At 62.1% G+C, this 17,248-nt stretch carries 15 protein-coding genes and 1 pseudogene; 4 read left to right on the top strand and 12 right to left on the bottom strand.

From position 1 onward, the window contains the following. Positions 1 to 32 precede the first annotated feature (32 nt). The 11 genes and pseudogenes from ABIA70_RS10760 to ABIA70_RS10710 form a co-directional block, all read right to left on the bottom strand. Positions 33 to 1,655: an FAD-dependent monooxygenase gene (locus ABIA70_RS10760; protein ID WP_354147570.1), complete on the bottom strand. Its 1,623-nt coding sequence runs from the start codon at positions 1,653 to 1,655 to the stop codon at positions 33 to 35. Next, positions 1,652 to 2,572, bottom strand: a complete 921-nt coding sequence (locus ABIA70_RS10755; protein ID WP_311261666.1) for an SDR family NAD(P)-dependent oxidoreductase — start codon at positions 2,570 to 2,572, stop codon at positions 1,652 to 1,654. The genes ABIA70_RS10760 and ABIA70_RS10755 overlap by 4 nt, the downstream gene beginning before the upstream one ends. After that, positions 2,565 to 3,194, bottom strand: coding sequence for a nuclear transport factor 2 family protein (locus ABIA70_RS10750; protein WP_354147569.1), 630 nt, complete (start codon positions 3,192 to 3,194; stop codon positions 2,565 to 2,567). Before ABIA70_RS10750 ends, ABIA70_RS10755 begins: the two co-directional genes overlap by 8 nt. Positions 3,195 to 3,197: 3 nt before the next feature. Beyond that, positions 3,198 to 4,330: pseudogene (locus ABIA70_RS10745) on the bottom strand (acetyl-CoA C-acyltransferase). A gap of 99 nt (positions 4,331 to 4,429) precedes the next feature. Then, positions 4,430 to 5,173 (bottom strand): NADPH-dependent F420 reductase, encoded by a 744-nt coding sequence (locus tag ABIA70_RS10740; RefSeq protein ID WP_354147568.1) that lies wholly within the window; start codon positions 5,171 to 5,173, stop codon positions 4,430 to 4,432. Positions 5,174 to 5,249: 76 nt separating this feature from the next. Beyond that, on the bottom strand, positions 5,250 to 6,173 hold the full coding sequence (locus tag ABIA70_RS10735) for an SDR family NAD(P)-dependent oxidoreductase (RefSeq protein ID WP_354147567.1): 924 nt from the start codon (positions 6,171 to 6,173) through the stop codon (positions 5,250 to 5,252). A 42-nt stretch (positions 6,174 to 6,215) separates the two neighbouring features. After that, positions 6,216 to 6,971 carry an SDR family NAD(P)-dependent oxidoreductase gene (locus ABIA70_RS10730; RefSeq protein ID WP_354147566.1) on the bottom strand — a complete coding sequence of 252 codons (756 nt, stop codon included), beginning with the start codon at positions 6,969 to 6,971 and terminating at the stop codon, positions 6,216 to 6,218. Positions 6,972 to 6,991: 20 nt separating this feature from the next. After that, the gene (locus ABIA70_RS10725; RefSeq protein ID WP_354147565.1) at positions 6,992 to 7,942 is read right to left on the bottom strand and encodes an isocitrate lyase/PEP mutase family protein; all 951 of its coding nucleotides are present in this window, start codon (positions 7,940 to 7,942) and stop codon (positions 6,992 to 6,994) included. Further along, positions 7,939 to 8,460, bottom strand: a complete 522-nt coding sequence (locus tag ABIA70_RS10720) for a cupin domain-containing protein (RefSeq protein WP_354147564.1) — start codon at positions 8,458 to 8,460, stop codon at positions 7,939 to 7,941. The genes ABIA70_RS10725 and ABIA70_RS10720 overlap by 4 nt, the downstream gene beginning before the upstream one ends. A 35-nt stretch (positions 8,461 to 8,495) precedes the next feature. After that, complete coding sequence (locus ABIA70_RS10715; protein ID WP_354147563.1) at positions 8,496 to 9,698, bottom strand: LLM class flavin-dependent oxidoreductase; 1,203 nt, start codon at positions 9,696 to 9,698, stop codon at positions 8,496 to 8,498. Between the two features lie 74 nt (positions 9,699 to 9,772). Next, positions 9,773 to 10,309: a flavin reductase family protein gene (locus ABIA70_RS10710; RefSeq protein ID WP_354147562.1), complete on the bottom strand. Its 537-nt coding sequence runs from the start codon at positions 10,307 to 10,309 to the stop codon at positions 9,773 to 9,775. Positions 10,310 to 10,570: 261 nt separating this feature from the next. Here ABIA70_RS10710 and ABIA70_RS10705 point away from each other — a divergent pair, with 261 nt between their 5' ends. Next, positions 10,571 to 11,617, top strand: a complete 1,047-nt coding sequence (locus ABIA70_RS10705; RefSeq protein WP_354147561.1) for an AraC family transcriptional regulator — start codon at positions 10,571 to 10,573, stop codon at positions 11,615 to 11,617. Here ABIA70_RS10705 and ABIA70_RS10700 read toward each other — a convergent pair. Next, positions 11,614 to 13,407 (bottom strand): glycoside hydrolase family 15 protein, encoded by a 1,794-nt coding sequence (locus ABIA70_RS10700; protein ID WP_354147560.1) that lies wholly within the window; start codon positions 13,405 to 13,407, stop codon positions 11,614 to 11,616. The two genes, ABIA70_RS10705 and ABIA70_RS10700, sit on opposite strands and share 4 nt — an antisense overlap. Positions 13,408 to 13,953: 546 nt before the next feature. Between ABIA70_RS10700 and ABIA70_RS10695 the strand changes: the two genes are divergently transcribed. The 3 genes from ABIA70_RS10695 (at position 13,954) to ABIA70_RS10685 (ending at position 17,088) form a co-directional block, all read left to right on the top strand. Continuing rightward, complete coding sequence (locus ABIA70_RS10695; RefSeq protein WP_157238390.1) at positions 13,954 to 15,000, top strand: AraC family transcriptional regulator; 1,047 nt, start codon at positions 13,954 to 13,956, stop codon at positions 14,998 to 15,000. 267 nt (positions 15,001 to 15,267) lie between these two features. Further along, positions 15,268 to 16,719 carry an MFS transporter gene (locus ABIA70_RS10690; RefSeq protein ID WP_158677216.1) on the top strand — a complete coding sequence of 484 codons (1,452 nt, stop codon included), beginning with the start codon at positions 15,268 to 15,270 and terminating at the stop codon, positions 16,717 to 16,719. A 228-nt stretch (positions 16,720 to 16,947) separates the two neighbouring features. Continuing rightward, a complete protein-coding gene (locus ABIA70_RS10685; protein ID WP_231754780.1) occupies positions 16,948 to 17,088 on the top strand; it encodes a hypothetical protein in 141 nt (46 codons plus the stop codon). Positions 17,089 to 17,248: the final 160 nt, after the last annotated feature.

Here is a 17,248-nt window from a genome sequence, read left to right as displayed (position 1 = left end):
TTCCGGCGGCGGCAGGTCAAGTTCCGCCGGAATCATGGAGTTGTTGTCCGGCCGGCGTAGGCAAGCAGTGCGCGGTCCACGGCTCCGGGGTCGTTGCCGTCCAGGCGGGCAAGTACGTGGCCGTCGGGCCGTACAAGGATGGCTTCGTCCCCGTTGACACGGTAAGCGGCCGCCCACGCGGCCTCGGCAGCGATGAAGTCCCCGGAGAGCCCGAACGTTACCGAGCGGTGGGGAATGCCGTGGATCTCTGCACGCCGCCCTGCCTCCTGTGCAGGCTCCGAACCGGAACGAGCGAGGATGGTCAGATCACGTCCGAACAAGTCAAGCGTGGAGACAGTGGCCTCGGCGTTAAGCCAGACATGCGGTGCGCGTTCACCCACGGCAGCGGTCGGGGTGAAGGTGCCCACGGGCCAGCCGGCATCGAGTGATGTGGCTCCGGCAACCGCTCCCTGGTCATAGCGGAATCCGATGTCCAGGCCGGGGTGTACGAAGTTCTCCGGCCGGAAGGAGCGCGGGCCTTCATCGGAGTTGCCCACAATGGATCGGAAGTTGCGCACAGCTTCGGCCATGTTGAACACTGCGACTGGCCGCCGCTCCATTTCGTAGGTCTCCAGGAGGGCAGGATCCGCCCAGCCCTTGAGGACGGCTGCCAACTTCCATGCGATGTTGTGGACGTCCTGGATGCCGGTGTTCTGGTTGAACCCGCCGTAAGGAGGCATGACGTGCACTGCGTCTCCGGCGAGCAGGATCCGGCCGGACTGGTAGCGGTCGGCCACCCAAGCGCCCACGGTCCAGGTCCGGGCGTCCATCAACTCCACCGTCTCATCGGGATCCCCGATTGCGTCGCGTATTTGCGTCGTCCAGTCGATGTCTTCGAAGGGCATCCTGTCCATGACCAGTGGGCGGCCCAGCATCGCCACGCGGTCGGTTGCGTCCACGGGAGCGATCACCACAGCCCCGATCGTGTCCGGATTATCGAGATAGATGAAGCTGGACGGGTCGCCCGTGCGCCGCTGGATGACAGGCGAACGGAACAGCACACTCACCGCCGTCTGCAGGTCCTGATCCCCGGTGGTCCCGATCCCCAAGGCGGTGCGCACCTGGCTGGCTGCGCCGTCGGCTGCGATCACATACTTTGCGGCGACGAGTTCGGGGCCCTTGTCACTGGTGACGGACACGAGGACCTCTGCCCCTGTGTCGTTCACCGTCGACACCGTCTTGCCGAACTGGAGGGTGACGCTGTCCTCGGCCTGCGCCGCGTCAACCAGTATGGGCTCGAGCGCGTCCTGGGAGCACAGCACTACGTCCAGGGTCTCCGGACCGAGGCTGGTGTCGGCGGGTCCATCCGCATGCGCGTTGCTGGTGACGACTGAACGCCACGGCGATACGGCATCGCTTCCGAGCAGGCGGCGTGGTCCGCCGGGAAGCGCGGCTGCCCGAACTTCCTCGGTGAGGCCGAGTTCGCGAAACACCTCCATGGTGCGGCAACTGACCGCCCGGGACCTGGGGTGGCGCGACCGCTCGGTCCGTCGCTCGACCACGAGTGTGTCGACGCCGAACCGTCCCAGGAGGATTGCCGCCGAAAGCCCGACCGGACCGGCTCCGACGATCAGGACGTCGACGGTGCGCTTGGCGGGTTCGTTCCGCTGGTTCACTGGCTGACTCCTGCAAACTCCGTCAGCTCGGGCTCTGTGATGCGGGAGTCCATGTACGTCAGTTGGCCGCACGGCTGCATTCTGGCGCGCAGCACATCATCGAACGCTGCGCTGACGTCAAGGGGCGTCCATGTCTCGCGGGTGAGGGCGGAGTCGACGATGGCGGGGTGCGACAGCAGCATCAGGTCATGCCCGTTCGCAAAGCGGACCACCTGGCCGTTGACTCCCTTGCTGAGGTCGGACAGGAGATAGAGCACCACGGGAGCGTTCGTGGAAGGCGGCGGCGCAACAGGGTTACCGCCGAAGAACTTCGTGTACGCCTCGGTCCCTGCCGTCATCATCGGTGTGTCGGCGTGGGGTGCCATGGCGTTGACCCGGATGTCTCCACCTTCGGCGCCGAACTCGGTGGCCCAAGCGAAGGTCAAGGAGGCGATCGCCGCCTTGGCTGCGGCATAGGCACTCATCATCCGAAGACCGACAACCGCGCCCGAGGTCACGTTGACAATCGACCCCTTGCCCTCCATGGCTGCGAGACCGTGGACCGACATGAAGTAAGTACCGCAGACGTTGATGTCGACGTGGCGGCGAATGTGCTCGTGGGTCTCCTGCCCGGCAGTCACGGTCTCCAGGTAGCCGGCGTTGTTGACCAGGCCGTCCAGCTTCCCGAAGCGCTCCACCGCAGCAGCGATCAGCCGCTGGCAACTGTCCCAATCGGTGACGTCCGCCGCGACGGCTAATGCTTCGCCGCCCTCGCGGTTAATTGATTCCGCCACTCCCTCTGCGCTTTCAGCATTAATGTCGGAGACAACCACCCGGGCGCCTTCCGCTGCGGCTGCGCGTGCATACGCCTCGCCGAGTCCGCGGCCGGCGCCGGTAATGAGGACGTGCTTTCCAGCGAGGATTTGATCGCTAGTCATTAAGATGCTCCTTTGCATTCGTAGTCTGGACCGGGGATGCTTTTCCCCAATCCGTGGCATAGGTCGGGTCGTGCGGATAGCGGTCGCCGAAGTTGGACGTGGGCGGAATGCCGAACAGCTCGGCGACGTCCGCTTCCGGAGCGAGTCTTTGCGCCCCGTCCCACACGCAAGTCCTCGCGAGCACCTTCCACTCCCCCTGGCGCCGCTCGCACAGATCCCGGTAACGGCCCAAAAGAAGGTCGGTAGGACCGCCGTCGGCCGGTATGGCCAGGTAGATAAACGCCGTTTCACGCCTGGCCTGGTTGCCGTTCAATTCAATGAGTATGTTGGTTACGTAGTGACTGGCCTTGTGGGCGGACTCCCGCCGCATGGAATACACCCAGTCGCAGAAATCATGGGACAGGCCCACGAACATGCCATGATCTTCAGTCGCTTCAGGCCAGTAGGTGGACTTCACCAGGTCAAGGTCCTTGCGGTCCATGCCCCGGCAATAGCGGATCATGTTCTCGTTCAACTCCTGCTTGGCAACAAGGACCCGAAGTTGCTGCAGTTCGGCGGCCCAGTCCTCCGTGTTGCCGTTGTTCGACGCAGCCTCCTTCATGAGCTCAAATACTCCAGTCATCTATCAGCTCAGGGACAGGAGCAATGCCTCGCCCTGCCCGCCTCCACCACAGAGGGCCACCGCGGCCTTGCCCCTTCCGCGGCGCTGGAGTTCGTACACGGCCGAGACGACGACGCGTGCCCCTGAGGCGCCGATGGGGTGTCCGAGAGCAATGGCACCGCCGTTGACGTTGACCCTGTCCATCCCAATTCCGAGCTGCGCCGCCGAGTGGAGCGCCACGGAAGCGAACGCTTCGTTGATCTCCACGAAGTCCAGCTCCTCCGCGCTCCAACCTGCGGCTCCGAGCGCCTTGGCGATGGCCTGGGCTGGTTTGTCCGGCAGTGAATGTCCGGGCCGGCGATCTGACCGTGGGCCCCTAGTACCGCCACGATCTCTAAACCATGGGCTTCCGCATAGCCGCGCGTGGTCAGGACGACGGCGGCAGCGCCATCCGTGAGCGGTGAGGCGTTGCCGGCCGTGACGGTACCCGCGGGGGAAAACGCCGGACGAAGTTTGCTGAGGGACTCCTCATTGCTGTCCGGCCGGACGCCCTCGTCGCTGCCTGCCAGTTCAGGTCCTCCCCGGCGACGCGGCACTTTGACCGGAACTATTTCCGTATCGAAGGACCCTGAACCTTGGGCCGCTGCTGCCCGCCGGTGGGAGTCTGCAGCGGCCTTGTCCTGCTCGGCCCGCCCGATGCCGAGCAAGTCATTGGCACGATCAGTGTTGAGGCCCATTGACTCTTGGTCGAAGGCATCGGTGAGTCCGTCGCGGGCAAGGGCGTCTGTCAGCACTGCATCCCCGTAGAGATGCCCGGCCCGGGAACCGGGAAGCAGGTGCGGGGCATTGCTCATCGATTCCTGTCCCCCTGCGATGACCACTTCCGCTTCTCCAAGCTGGAGCAGCCGGCTGGCTTCGATGATCGCGCTCAGCCCGGACAGGCACACCTTATTCACGGTGACGGCGTGGGCACTCAGCGGTATCCCCCCGGCTACCGCTGCCTGCCGTGCAGGGTTCTGGCCGGCCCCTGCCTGGATCACATGGCCCATGACAACGGCGTCAACAGCATCAGCACTAATGCCTGCCCTGTCCAAAGCGGCAGCGATTGCAACCCCGCCGAGCTCGACGGCGGAAACCGAGGCGAGCTGGCCCATCATCCGGCCCTGGGGAGTCCGGGCAGCCCCGATGATGACTACATCTTCTTTGAGGTTCACTTCTGCTCCTTGGCCTGCGGCCGACGGTGATTTGTCACGAGTTCAGCTGTAGATGGCCCGATGCAGTCGGACAAGGTAGTCCGCAGTGACTTTCGAATAGTCCGGGAACCGCTCCATGATGGCTGCAAGCGCGATGTCCCGTCGCTGCGGCAGCCGGGCCTTCTCAGCGGCAGCAAGGGCCTCCGGTAGCGTCTCGCGCGAGAGGTCGGTGCAGTAGCTGGGCGCTCCGGGCTGCTGGCGCCAGGAGTCCGCCAGGGATCCGGCGTCGACCGCGTCAAACCCGGTCTCCTCGACGAGGGCCATTGCTACCGCCTTGTCGCGATCGCGATCCGCGGCCACAGGGATGGCAATCCGTTCGGGATCCCCATCTTTTCTTCCATAGGCCTCGAATGACTCGGCCGTGATGGCGTTCCAGGCCTTCGCAACCGGGCGCCCGAGCTGCTCGGTAATCCAGACGCTTTCGACCTGCCCGTCTTCCAAGGCTTCCACCCGCCCATCACGCAGGGGGTAGTAGTTGGACGTGTCGATGATGACGGCGTTGGCCGGGAGGTCGGTGACAAGGGTTCTAACCTCGGGCATCCGGCTGAGCGGCATGGACGTGATGAGGACATCGACGTCGGTGACAGCGCTGCTTGCCTCTACTGGTCGTGCCCCCGATGCCACAATGTCGGAACTGATGGTTTCGGGGCCGCGGGAATTCGCAACCTTAACATCATGGCCGGCTCCACTCAATTTGCGGGCGAGTGTCGCGCCTATCGAACCTGCTCCTAGAATGCCGATCTTCATGAGAATCCTTGTTTTGAGTTGAGAGCCAGTGTTGGCCGTGATCTTGCCGGTAAGAGACGGTTATGCAGCGACGCGGTCACCTCGAGACGTCTGCCGCGTTGGCGGGGAGGACCTCGTCCAGTTCCGGCGCCAAGTACACCATCTGGTCGCGGAACGACTCGCTCGCGTTGCGGAATGCCCGCAGCTCGCCGTCCTTCATGAGCAGCTCTCCGCTGTCGGCCCAGCTCTCCGGCGTGGGCGCTTCGACCTTCATTCGCGGCATGCCGGCAATCGCGACGCGACCGGCAGCAACTCCGGCGATCTCAAACGTTTCGCCGAAAACTGCCGTGTCCTGGTGTGCCAACCACGTTACGAAGGCAGACACCGAGCTTGCCGGAACGGTCGTGCGCATCGCGTCCTTAATGACGGGATTAGGGAAGGCGTCCTCCGTCATCGGCGTCAAGGCAACCGGCATCAGCGTGGTGACTTGAACTCCCACCTCGCGGGCCTCGGCCGCGAGGGTGATGCCGAGACCCCAGATGGCGGCCTTGGCGGCGTTGTAGGCCGAGTCCGTGGGCACGCCCATGACCCCGTTTGACGAGATGTTGATAAGCCGCCCAGTGCCTGAGGCGATGAGATGCGGCATGGCAGCACGTGAGACTCCGACGACGCCCTTGACGGCCACGTCGAAGATGCGCCACCACGTGTCGGCTTCCATCTCCCAGAAGCGGCCGAACGCATTAATCCCGGCGTTGTTCACGACAATGTCGAGCTGCCCAAAGGAGTCGAGTGCGGTCTGGACGATCTCCGGCGCCTCGGTGACGACGTTATGACTGTCCACCACTGCGGTGCCGCCTGCGTTGGCTATTTCGGCCACAGCTTCGGCTGCGTTCGCCGCGTTGACGTCATTGACGACGACCCGCGCCCCGCGGGAGGCGAGCATCTTTGCGTGCTCGCGGCCCATTCCCTGTCCTGCGCCCGTGACGATTGCCACCCGGCCGTTGAAATCAAGATTAGTCATTTTCAGTTGCTCCATTTCTTTTGAACCGGATGGCAGTGCCACTTACTTGCCGGCCAGCCAGCCGCCGTCGACCGCCAGGGAGATTCCGGTAACCATGCGGGCCTGGTCAGAGCAGAGCCACACAACGGCATCTGCCTGATCCTCGGGTTCGGCCAGGTCGCGCATCGGGATCGCCGACAGAATCCTTTCCCGGAATTCGGGCGGGTTCTGCTCGAAAGCGTTCTTCATCATGGGACTCGTCGTCGATCCGGGTGTGAGGGCGTTGATACGAATGCCCAGGGGGCCGTAGTCCATGGCCGCGTTCCTCGTGATCCCGACAACGCCGAACTTCGAGGCGGTGTACGGGGCGTTGTTGGCGATTCCTACGAGGCCCGCAGCAGAAGCAGTGTTGACGATCGCACCGCCACCGGTCTTCAGCATCGCGTTGACTTCGTGCTTAAGGCAGTAGAAGGTGCTGTACAGGTTCACCTTCATGACCCGGTCCCAGGTCGCGCTGTCGGTCTCCCCAATAGGTGCGAAGACCCCGTTCATCCCGGCATTGTTGAAAGCGAAGTCCAGCTGCCCGAAGTTCGACACCGTCGCATCGACAAGGCCCTTGACCTGCTCCTCGTCGCTGACATCACACTGGAAGAAGACAGCCTTCCCACCAGATGCTGCGATGATCTCGACCGTTTCCCGACCGGCGGCCTCATCAATATCGGACACCACTACGCGGGCGCCGTTCTTTGCGAACGCAAGGGCGCTTGCCCGGCCAATGCCCGAGCCCGCGCCGGTGACGAGTCCGGCTTTGTCTTTCATCATCAGTTTCTCCTCATTCATTAGTAGCTATCTCCAACGTGGACGTTGTTGTCATAGTTGCGGCGCGATTCCTGCGGAAGGAACCTGTCCTCGGTTTCACGCACGTAGTCGGTCAAGGGACGGCCGAACATGGCGCCCCAGCCGATGCTGTCGGGGCCATCGTTCAAGTGGTCGATGTACTCGCCGATGGGTGTGGCCTCGCCTGATTCCTTGACCTGCATCAGCAAGCGCCAAACCTCTTTGACTCCGGGAAGCACGAAGGCCACGGGCTGGATAGCCTGTCCGATCTTTGTCATCTCGGCGACGGTCTTGCGTCCAATCAGCGGAACACCGACGGCGTAGGCTGGCCCAGGTGTCTCCTTCAGCGCGAGTTCGGCCTGCTCCCAGGTATGGAATCCCTCGTAGAAGATGACGTCCGCGCCGGTCTCGGCTTTGTAGAGCTGGGCGCGGCGGATCGCCTCGTCCACGCCGCCGCCGGCGGCACCGTAGCCGTCGGTACGGGCAACGATGACGAAGTCCCTGTCCAACTTGTCCCGGGCATCGACGGCGGCGTTGAGTCGTCCGATAGCCTCGGCGTCCGACACCAATTCGATCCCGGCGACACCGCCAGATTTCTTGGGCTCCCGCTGATCCTCGATGTGGATCCCGGCCACGCCCGCATCAATGAACTCGGACACCGTGCGCTGCACGTTGATCGGCGCACCGAAGCCGGTATCGGCGTCGCAATAGATGGGAATGTCAGCGGCGCGGGCAGTGCGTTTCGCATGCTCAACCACCTCGGTCAGGGTGAGCCATCCCGTGTCGGAGACACCCTGCCACCAGGCGGACATGCCACCGGAAAGCTGGAATGCGTCGAAACCCGCGTGCTGCGCCATCTGTGCGTGGAGGGGCAAGGCGCCGAAGGGCACCAGGGCCGTCTCGGGGCTGTCAAAGACTGCACGCAGCGCCTTGCCGGGTGAGGTCAGGCTCATGATGCGGCCTCAGGGGTGTTGAAACCGACCGTGACCACGACGTAGACGCAATCCTCGTCATACGGGTTCTTCCAGGCATGGGGCACACCGGCCATGACCAGCAGGTCTCCCGGAACGAGAGTGCGCTTCTTCCCGCCGGGGAGTACGAGGTCCACCTTGCCCGAGATAACCACCTCGTAGTCGATGGTGTCGCTCGCATGCATGCCGGCGTCGCCGTCATCGTCAGTGGCGCTCATGCTTTCGTCCAGGGTCGCCGCGTCCACTTCCCCCGAAGAGTGCGCGGGGAAGCTGCTGATACCGAAGGTGGATCCATTGGGTCCCGCAAGGGCGACCCTGCTTGGCGGGGCCCCAAAGTTCGTTTTGCTGTGGCCTCCGTCCACGGCCCAGTAAAAGGCACCTGCTGCCACGCCGGGGAAGTCGAATTCGGCGGCCGGGCCGACCTCGAGGAAGTCGGCTTCACCGGACTCGTTCGGTCCCGCGACGACGAGCTGGAATTTCTTGGGATCAGGAAAAGTCATCTGTGTTCACTCCTTCTGGATGGACGCTTTGGTCGTCAGGCGCGCAGGCCCGCCTCGCGCATCAGCGGGAAGACCTGCTCGTTCAGCCGGTCAAGGCCCTCGTCATAGTCGACGAGGCCGGTGCAGATGCCCGTGATGCCCGAGGCCTGCAACTTCTGCAACTCCTCGACCACCATCTCGGGAGTGCCCGTGATCGGCATGAGCGCCGCGCGGCCAAAGGCCCTCACGGACTCGTCACGCTTGTAGTCCTCGGACTGCTTGTACTCATCCCAGTTGAAGCTCTGGGTGCCGCTGCGGATGATCTCGCGGTAGCGAAGCGCGCTCTCCCAGTCGGTGCTCTCTGTCACATAGTCGGCGTAGGCGCGTGCTTCCTTCTCGGTGTCCTTGACGATGATGTGCGCGCCCGCCCACAGGCCGAGGTCCTCGCGACCGGCCGCGTCGGCTTTCTGACGGATTTTCGGCGTGAGCTCGCCGCTGTGCTCGACGCTTGCCACCGATGCGAACAAGACGTTTGCGTGCTTGAACGCAAACTCCTGACCTGCGGGGCTCGAACCGGCGCTCATCACCATCGGGCGGGGGGACTGCACGGGCTTTGGGTGCGCCTGCGCACCCTTCAGATTGAAGAACTTGCCGTCGAAGTCGAACTCCTGCTCCTCATTGGCCCACAGACGCTCGGCGATCTCAATCCATTCGTCGGCGAGCTCGTAGCGCACGTCGTGCTCGGGGAGCTCCACGCCGAAGATGTCGTATTCAGGCTTGAAGTAGCCCGCGGTAACATTGAGCCCCATGCGGCCGCCGCTGATGTGGTCAATGGTGGTCACCATCTTCGCGCCCATCACGGGGTTGATGAACTGCACGTTGCAGGTGGCGATGATCTGGATGTTCTGGGTCACCGCGGCCAGTCCCGCGGCCCAGGTGAAAGTCTCGAACTGACGGCCCCAAGGCCGGTCGGGACCGGCGAGCCCCTGCCAGCGCGCGATAGGAATGAATCCGTCCACGCCGTACCGGTCCGCTTTCTGCGCGAGATGCTGCACTTCGCCCCAGTTGCCAAGCTTGATGCTGTTGTCGGCGAAGTTCAGGCCGCCCTGCCCCGTGGACACGTTCGCGCCGAAGATCGCCACCTTGAAAGCGTTGTCGCCTCCGACCATTGGGCCGTTATCACGCTCGACTGTATAGTCCGCAACGAAGTCGCGATCAACGGAAGAGCCGGTGGAAGTTTCGTTGGATGCGATGCTCATAATCGCCGTCCTTTCGGGAAGATGAAATTGGATGTGGAACGGGTTGGATTTGTTATGACCGGCAGGGTCACGGTTCAGATCTGGGATGCATCCCCAAGGGCGTGCCAGCGCCGGTTGTGGTAGACCAGCGGGGCTGCAGGCGCCGCGTCTGCTGACAGCGCCGGTGACGCCTGGAGCGCCTCGACGGCCACGATGGACGACCCGCCGGCGGCCATCGAGTTGATGATCCTGCCCCGGATCCAGGCCTGGGCCCCCACAAAGTAGGGCTCGCCGGTCTCCAGTCGCGACCAGAGAGAGGTGTCAGCAAAGCGGTCAATCCCGCTGGTGGCGCAGAGTTTGGCGATGTCCACTTGGTCAGCGCCCAGTAAATGGACGATGACGGTGTCTGCGCCGAGGATAGTCGGAGTGCTGGACGAAAATTCCGACACTGAGAATGCGAGAATCGCAGGTTCGGCACTGGCCGAAATAACAGACGTTGCAGTCAGGCCGACCGGCCCGTTCCCCGCATCAGCCGTGATGACAGCGACACCGCCGGGATGGTTGCGGAATGCCGCCTTGAATTCGTCGGCAGTTATTGCCGGTTCAAGGCTTTGGGTGATGGATAAGCTCACCGGATCTCCTTTGATATCAGTGCGCCGGCTTCACTGCCGGCCCTTGCTCAGGGCTTCAACGTTAGGTGCGCAGGTGAGGTAAGCGGCATGGCAAGGCATGCCAAACAGATGGGAAACTGCGTCATGCTCGGGCAACTTGTGAATACATGGCGTGGGATGCAAAGCTGGTGACGTGCTTCACATGCTGGGCCGCTGATACTCGTCGCACTGAGGCCCTGAAATGCTGGAGCGCCTCTTCCTCAACGGTGAAAGGAGGCAGAAGTGAAACTAAGCTCTTATCAAAATCTGCGACTACCCAACTTCAGCGTTCACGGACTATGCGCGGTGTTGAAGGACGCGGACCTTGATTGGCAAATTGCGCTCACAAACGCGGAAATCGACCCCGACGCGATCGACCGCCCGGGAGGCACTATTCCTGCGAAGAAGGAGTTGGCCTTCCAACTGCAGTTCGTGGCTCTCACAAAAGATCGTGTCGACCTCTGGGTGAAGGCCGCACAGGCTTACACATTAGGATCCTTCGGCATACGCGGATTGGCCCTCGCTACCGCGCCGACCATTGGGGCCTGGGTAGAAGCCGGCAGCTCAACAGACTATGCCCCCGGCCTGATGGAAATCACGCCTCTCCGGACGTTGGATGGCACTGTGACCGGTATGGAGTACACCTATCCCGATACCCCTGCAGAGCTCATCCCGTTCAGCGTCTACCGCGATTTCTGCGTTGTTGCCCGAACTTTCACATGGATGTACGGCGGCCCTTTCCCCTTCACCCGGATCGATTTCCCTCTGGCAGAAGCCTCCCCTGAGATTTTTCCCTTCGTCCCGTGCGTCATCGACTGCGGATCGGATGCACTGCGGCTCTGGTGGGCTCCGGAAACGTCGGTACAGGAGCTCCCCTTCGGTAACGCCTTTCAACACGAAGCATGGCTCAAAGCGGATCACCAGATTCTTGACAATCTAAGGGCAACCGGCGACTGGCCCGACACTGTCATGAAGACCATAAAAGCCGCGCCAGAGCTCAACCGCAAACTGGCAAATGTGGCCGCAACACTGCGGGTCTCGCCCCGTACCCTGCAACGCAAGCTCGAACTCACCGGAGACGACTTCGCCCAGCTCCGGGACAAAGCCCTGCGTGACCTCGCCGGCGATCTGCTCTCGAAAACGGATCACTCTGTCGCACGGATATCACGCACTCTGGGTTACACGGACCCAACGAGCTTCACCATCGCCTTCAAACGGTGGAATGGGATGCCGCCGACGGCCTACAGGGAAGCGTCCCGATACAAGAACAGCGGAAGGTCCAAGGCTTAGACGCCCGCGCTGCGCATGGCGTCTGCGGCCCGTATCAGGGCTAGGTGGGAGAAGGCTTGTGGAAAGTTTCCCGCCATCCGTTTTTCGTTCATGGCGTATTCTTCGCTGAGCAGGCCGAGGTCATTGGAAAGTCCCACCAGGTCGCCCATCAGGTGCTTGGCGTCTGCCAGTCGGCCCGAGCGTGCGTACTGTTCCACCAGCCAGAAGGAGCAGGCAAGGAATGGATGTTCCCCCGGCGCCAATCCGTCGACGCCGGTCTCGGTGCGGTAGCGCATCATCAGGCCCCCTGCGGTAAGTAGGTCCTTCTCCAACTGGGCGACTGTTCCCAGCATCCGCTCATCGTCGTAGCCGAGGAATCCGACCTGCGGCAAGACCAGCAGGGCCGCGTCCGTCTCCTCGCCCCCGTATGTCTGGGTAAAGGAATTAAGGTTGCGGTTGAATCCGAGGTCCGCTATTTCTGCCGCCAGTCGATCCCGATGCCGCTCCCAGTGCCCCAGCGGTCCAGGCAGTCCATGGTCCCGGACAGCCCGTACTCCGCTGTCATAGGCTGCCCACATCATGACGCGGGAGTGCGTGAAGTACTGCGGAGCGCCCCGCATTTCCCACAGACCCAGGTCTTTGTCTTCGAAGTGTTTGTCCACTGATCCAAGGAGGGCGCGCTGCAGGGCCCAGGAGAAATGGTCCTCCTTACCTCCGGCAAGGCGAAGCCTCTCCAGTACCACCATCACCTCCCCCACAACATCGGCCTGATGCTGGAAGACGGCTGCGTTGCCGATTCGAACGGGTCTGGCGTCCTGATAGCCAGGCAGGTGGGGGAGTTCCTTTTCCGTCAGGTCGCGTTCGCCCCCTACGCCGTACATTATTTGCAGTTCCTCTGGATCGCCCGCGAGCGCCCGCAGGAGCCAGTTGCGCCACTTCAGGGCTTCGGATTCGTAGCCGTGCGTTAACATGGCTTCGAGCGTCAAGGATGCATCGCGCAGCCAACAGTAGCGATAGTCCCAGTTGCGTGGTCCGCCAAACTCCTCAGGCAAGGAAGTGGTAGGAGCGGCGACAATGCCGCCCGTCTCGTAGTGGGTTAGAGCCCGTAAAACCAGAAGTGAACGCTTGACCACACTCTGATAGGGCCCGTCGTAGCGGCAATTGCCCGCCCACGTGGTCCAGTAGTGGATGGCGTCGTCCAGGGCTGCGTCAATATTGATGGCCGGCGGCACGTCGCGGTAGGAAGGGAACCATGTTAGGTGGAAGTCCACGTTCAGTCCCTGCTGGACCGTGAACTCCCCCGCATGCCGGTGGTCTTCTGCTTGCGGAAGGGGGGTGCCCCGCAAAGACAGAGCGTCCGGACCGGACATGGCGAGAAGTATTTCGGCGCCGGGGTCCGCGCTGTCGCGGATCCTGCTCACCCAAGGCAGTACGGTGGCGTACTGGGGCCGAATCCTTATCTCTTGACGCATTTGAACTGTCCCGCTGAGTCCGGTTACCCGCCGGACGAGTGATGGCTGGGCGTCACCCACAGGCATGAAGTCCGTCACCAAGACCTTTCCGGAATTGGTCTGCCACGTTGTTTGGAGTACGAAGGTCGAGTCCACATAGTGACGGTCCACGACAGCGGCCTCCGGCGGACTCGGGGCTAGCAGCCACCGGCCATGGTCTTCGTGCCCGAGCAGGGAGGCAAAGACAGAGGGCGAGTCGAAACGCGGGAAGCAGAGCCAGTCCACACTGCCCTGCCGGGAAACAAGGGGTCCGGTGTGGAGATCCGAAAGCAGCGCATAATCCTCAATCTGGGCAGCCATGCTTCACTCAACCACAAGATGAAAGATCCCCATAGGCCTTGCGGCTCCGGGCAGGAACGCAGGGCTAATTACCGTGCTTGGGCATTGCGTTGGCCTGGTGTACAGACAAAGAACTGAGGCTGTGCGACCGGTGCAAACGGAACGATGAGCCACTGGTTTCCGTAGAGCTCCACATAGGAGTCTGAAGGGCAGAGTGTGAAGGCTTCTTCGCGCGTCATCTCGTTTCCTCTCCTTCGTTGCTTTGTTTCGGCTCCCTTGCGAGGCCTTGCTTAGCTTCAACGTTAGGAGCCCGCAGCGTTGGACCGGCAGGACCAGCGACGCCAAGTAGATGGGAAACCGCGCCAAACGCGCTCTTTGGCGTGTTGTAAGCCCCCGAAGGTGCAAAGCTACTGACGTGACTTCACGAGCCTTCTGATACTCGGATTTGCCGATGCGCTTTCGAGCAGGAGCCCGTCCCTCCACAAAGAAGAGGAGAGAGATGCTTCCCCCATCCCGTCCTGGACTTGCTAAGTCGCCCCGGTATGCCTGGGGCAGAAGGTGGCGACGGTGAAAGGGGGAACATACCAGAACCTTCGGGTACCAAATTTTAGCGTGCACATACTGCGTGGACTGCTTGAGGATGCGGACCTGGATTGGCAGAGCGCGCTCGCGCATGCGGAAATTGACCCCGATGCGGTGAACCGTCCGGGAGGGACAATTCCTGCGAGGAAGGAATTGGCCTTCCAGCTTCAGTTCGTTGGTCTAACAGAAGATCGTGTGGATCTCTGGGTGCGCGCAGCGCGCGCTTACTCACTGGGCGCCTTCGGGGTGAGAGGATTGGCCCTTGCTACTGCGCCGACCATCGAGGCGTGGGTAGACGTTGCGAGTACCACTGACTATGGCCCTGCGCTGTTCGAACTGGCGTCACTGAGGACACCGGATGGCGCAGTAACCGGGATGGAGTTCACCTACCCCGATGCCCCGGAAGAGCTGATCCCGTTCAGCGTTTACCGCGACCTTTGTTTCATTGCCCGGAATTTCACCTGGCTCTATGGCAGCCCTTTCCCTTTCACCCAGATTGAATTCCCTCTCGCGGAAGCCTCCCCCGAACTTGCGGCTAACGTTCCCTGCGTGATCGACTGTGGCGCCGAAACGCTGCGGCTATGGTGGGACCCAGCAACGTCAGCACAGGAGCTTCCTTTCGGTAACGCCTTTCAGCACGCGGCGTGGATCAAGGCGGATACCCAGATCGTCGACACTCTCAGGGCGACCGGAGACTGGGCCGACACTGTCGCAAAGACCATAAAGGCGGCCCCTGAGCTTAACCGCAAACTGGCAAACGTGGCCGCAACACTTCGAGTTTCTCCTCGCACCCTGCAGCGCAAGCTTGAACTCACCGGGGACGACTTCGCCCAGCTCCGGGACAAGACCCTGAGCGACCTTGCCGCCGATTTGCTCTCGAATACGGATCTTTCGGTAGCGCGCATATCCCGCAGGCTTGGCTATACAGAGCCTGCGAGCTTCACCATCGCCTTTAAACGGTGGAAGGGCATGCCGCCCACGGCCTACCGGGAAGCTTCCCACTACAAAACCAACGTCACATCCGGGGCCTAAGCCTGCCCGCATTGTCCTGATAAACGCAAACGTACCTTGGCGTACTTTCCCATGCGGACGGCGTTCATTGCCATGCCGGGCCGGGGTCCCTCCAACTTAACGTTGAAGCCTGCACTGGCCCGGCAAAGAAGCCGGATTCTTCCGCAGAGCACAACGCATGGCGTCGACGTGGTCGGCAGATCGAACCAATGATCCAGTCATATGCGCTGCTCTTCGCGTCAGGAACGATCCCAGCAGCTGCTGGATATAAACAAAAGGTGGTCAAAGATGACACAAACAATAGCGGTCGAGCCCCGCACCGGCCGAAGCACACCGATCATTGCCCTACTCCTGCTGAGCGGCATAACGCTTGACATCCAGTACGGAATCCTCGCCCCGCTCATCGGGGTGATCGCGACTGAATCAGGCCTGACGGGCTCGGAAATCGGGTGGGTCCTTAACGCGCTGATGATGGGCAGCGTGATTTCCGTCAGCCTGACCGCCCGGATGGGTGATATTTTCGGGCATCGCAAGGTTCTCATCGCACTGATCGTCTTGGCACTGGTGGGATGCGCCCTCGGTGCAACCGCCGACGGTTTCTGGCCTCTGGTCGCGGGCCGGTTCCTCATGGGCCTCGCGGTCACGATTCCACTGAGCTGGGGACTTCTGCGTCCACGTGCTACCGCCCGACAAATCCGGCTGGTCTCGCTGGTGCTCTCGACAGTGATGGCAGTCCTTGTGCCGCTCGCACTTATTGCCGGCGGACTCATCGTTGGACTGGGTTTGCCGTGGGAGACCGTCTTCTGGGTGACCTTTGCTTTGTACGGCGTGATGCTGATCCTGGCTCTGAAGTCACCTGAGACACCTGCCGCCGCCCGTGCTGTGGTCCAGTTGGACTGGTTTGGCGCGCTGGGGCTCGGCGTGTGGGTCACGGCGCTCCTCGTTGGCATTGCTGAAGGGCCCGGCCAGGGCTGGACCTCACCGCTGGTGCTCGGAGCATTCCTCGTCAGTGCCGTGACACTGGCTGCTTGGATCATTCAGCAGCGACGCACCCAGGAACCCCTGGTGTCATTCCGCAACATGGATATCCGGCAGACTCTCATTGGCTACTCCGGAATCCTCCTGATCAGCCTGGTTGGCCAGGGCATCTTCATCGTGCTGCCGGCATGGCTGCAGACCCCGGCTTCGTCCGGGTACGGCCATGGCCTCTCTGCCCTGGACTCCTCATACGTACTCCTCGCGATGATTCCCGGGGCGGCATTGGGATACCTGTGGACCCGATGGGGCCTTCGGCGCCTGGGACCGAAGACCGTCCTGGTTGTTTCCGGATCTGCTGCGGTCCTCGTCTTCCTCGGACTCGCCCTGGCCCACGGCCACGTCTGGCTGTCCTGGTTGTGGGTGTTCCTGTACGCGCTCACGATCCTCAGCTGCCTGACTACGGGATACACCCTCGTTGCAGCCGCTGGCCGCCAGGACAACATGGCAGTGACCGTTGGCATGCAAAACATCATCCAGTTCGTCGGAGCGATGATCGCCGTCGCAATCATCTTGAATGTGCTGGTCCCCGGCGCCGACGGATTCATTCCGGAGGCAACCTTTGCCGGTATCTACATCGCATCGGCCGTGATTATCGCTGTCTTCGTGATCGTCTGGGCGGTGCTGGCACCGAAGCGCATCACCGATCTGCATGCAGTCGACACGGAGACAGATCCCACGAAGGTCCATGTTGCCAGCCACTAAGAGGACCTAAAGCTGATCCTGGAGGCCTCCTCCGGGCGGCGAGCCATTCTCGCCGAAGGCCGGTGAGCAAGTCGCGGACTCAAAACAGCGGGTTGCTCACCGGCCCCACAAGCCGAAAACCACTATTCAACGGACACAACTATGACATTCCACAAGCAAGATGAGTGGCTTCCCCTTATTGGAGAATCCGTACAAATAAGACAGTATGGCCGGTTTGTCCGGACAGGGATGGTTGACGCCGTCACGGCCGACGACAGGATCCTTTGGCTGGGGGCGGATGGTGTGAACCAGCGTCAATTGATCAGCAAAGTCGAGGGATTCGAGGTCTGGATGACCTACAACTGGGAGACCGCCAACGGCGGAAGGTGACGTTCTACCCGGTTAGCCTGCCTGGGGTCCACCAGCAAGGAGCAAGCCCACGAGCACGCATGACCGGCGATTATTGACGATGACTAGGTGAATCGTTCCATATCGCGCATTACGATAGTGATTCACAAATAGCGCAAGTTTTCTCTTGACGGGTGAGCTA

Source organism: Arthrobacter sp. 754 (genome assembly GCF_040548695.1).
In the GTDB taxonomy this organism is placed as follows: domain Bacteria; phylum Actinomycetota; class Actinomycetes; order Actinomycetales; family Micrococcaceae; genus Arthrobacter.
The sequence above is the reverse complement of the archived record's forward strand: the minus strand, read 5'-3'. Positions and strand labels throughout refer to the sequence as shown.

Coding starts and splice junctions, on each gene's coding strand:
- ABIA70_RS10685 (WP_231754780.1), top strand. CDS start 16,948: ATGGTTGACGCCGTCACGGCCGACGACAGGATCCTTTGGCTGGGGGCG.
- ABIA70_RS10690 (WP_158677216.1), top strand. CDS start 15,268: ATGACACAAACAATAGCGGTCGAGCCCCGCACCGGCCGAAGCACACCG.
- ABIA70_RS10725 (WP_354147565.1), bottom strand. CDS start 7,942: ATGAGCCTGACCTCACCCGGCAAGGCGCTGCGTGCAGTCTTTGACAGC.
- ABIA70_RS10755 (WP_311261666.1), bottom strand. CDS start 2,572: ATGACTAGCGATCAAATCCTCGCTGGAAAGCACGTCCTCATTACCGGC.
- ABIA70_RS10735 (WP_354147567.1), bottom strand. CDS start 6,173: ATGACTAATCTTGATTTCAACGGCCGGGTGGCAATCGTCACGGGCGCA.
- ABIA70_RS10750 (WP_354147569.1), bottom strand. CDS start 3,194: ATGACTGGAGTATTTGAGCTCATGAAGGAGGCTGCGTCGAACAACGGC.
- ABIA70_RS10715 (WP_354147563.1), bottom strand. CDS start 9,698: ATGAGCATCGCATCCAACGAAACTTCCACCGGCTCTTCCGTTGATCGC.
- ABIA70_RS10740 (WP_354147568.1), bottom strand. CDS start 5,173: ATGAAGATCGGCATTCTAGGAGCAGGTTCGATAGGCGCGACACTCGCC.
- ABIA70_RS10700 (WP_354147560.1), bottom strand. CDS start 13,407: ATGGCTGCCCAGATTGAGGATTATGCGCTGCTTTCGGATCTCCACACC.
- ABIA70_RS10720 (WP_354147564.1), bottom strand. CDS start 8,460: ATGACTTTTCCTGATCCCAAGAAATTCCAGCTCGTCGTCGCGGGACCG.
- ABIA70_RS10730 (WP_354147566.1), bottom strand. CDS start 6,971: ATGAAAGACAAAGCCGGACTCGTCACCGGCGCGGGCTCGGGCATTGGC.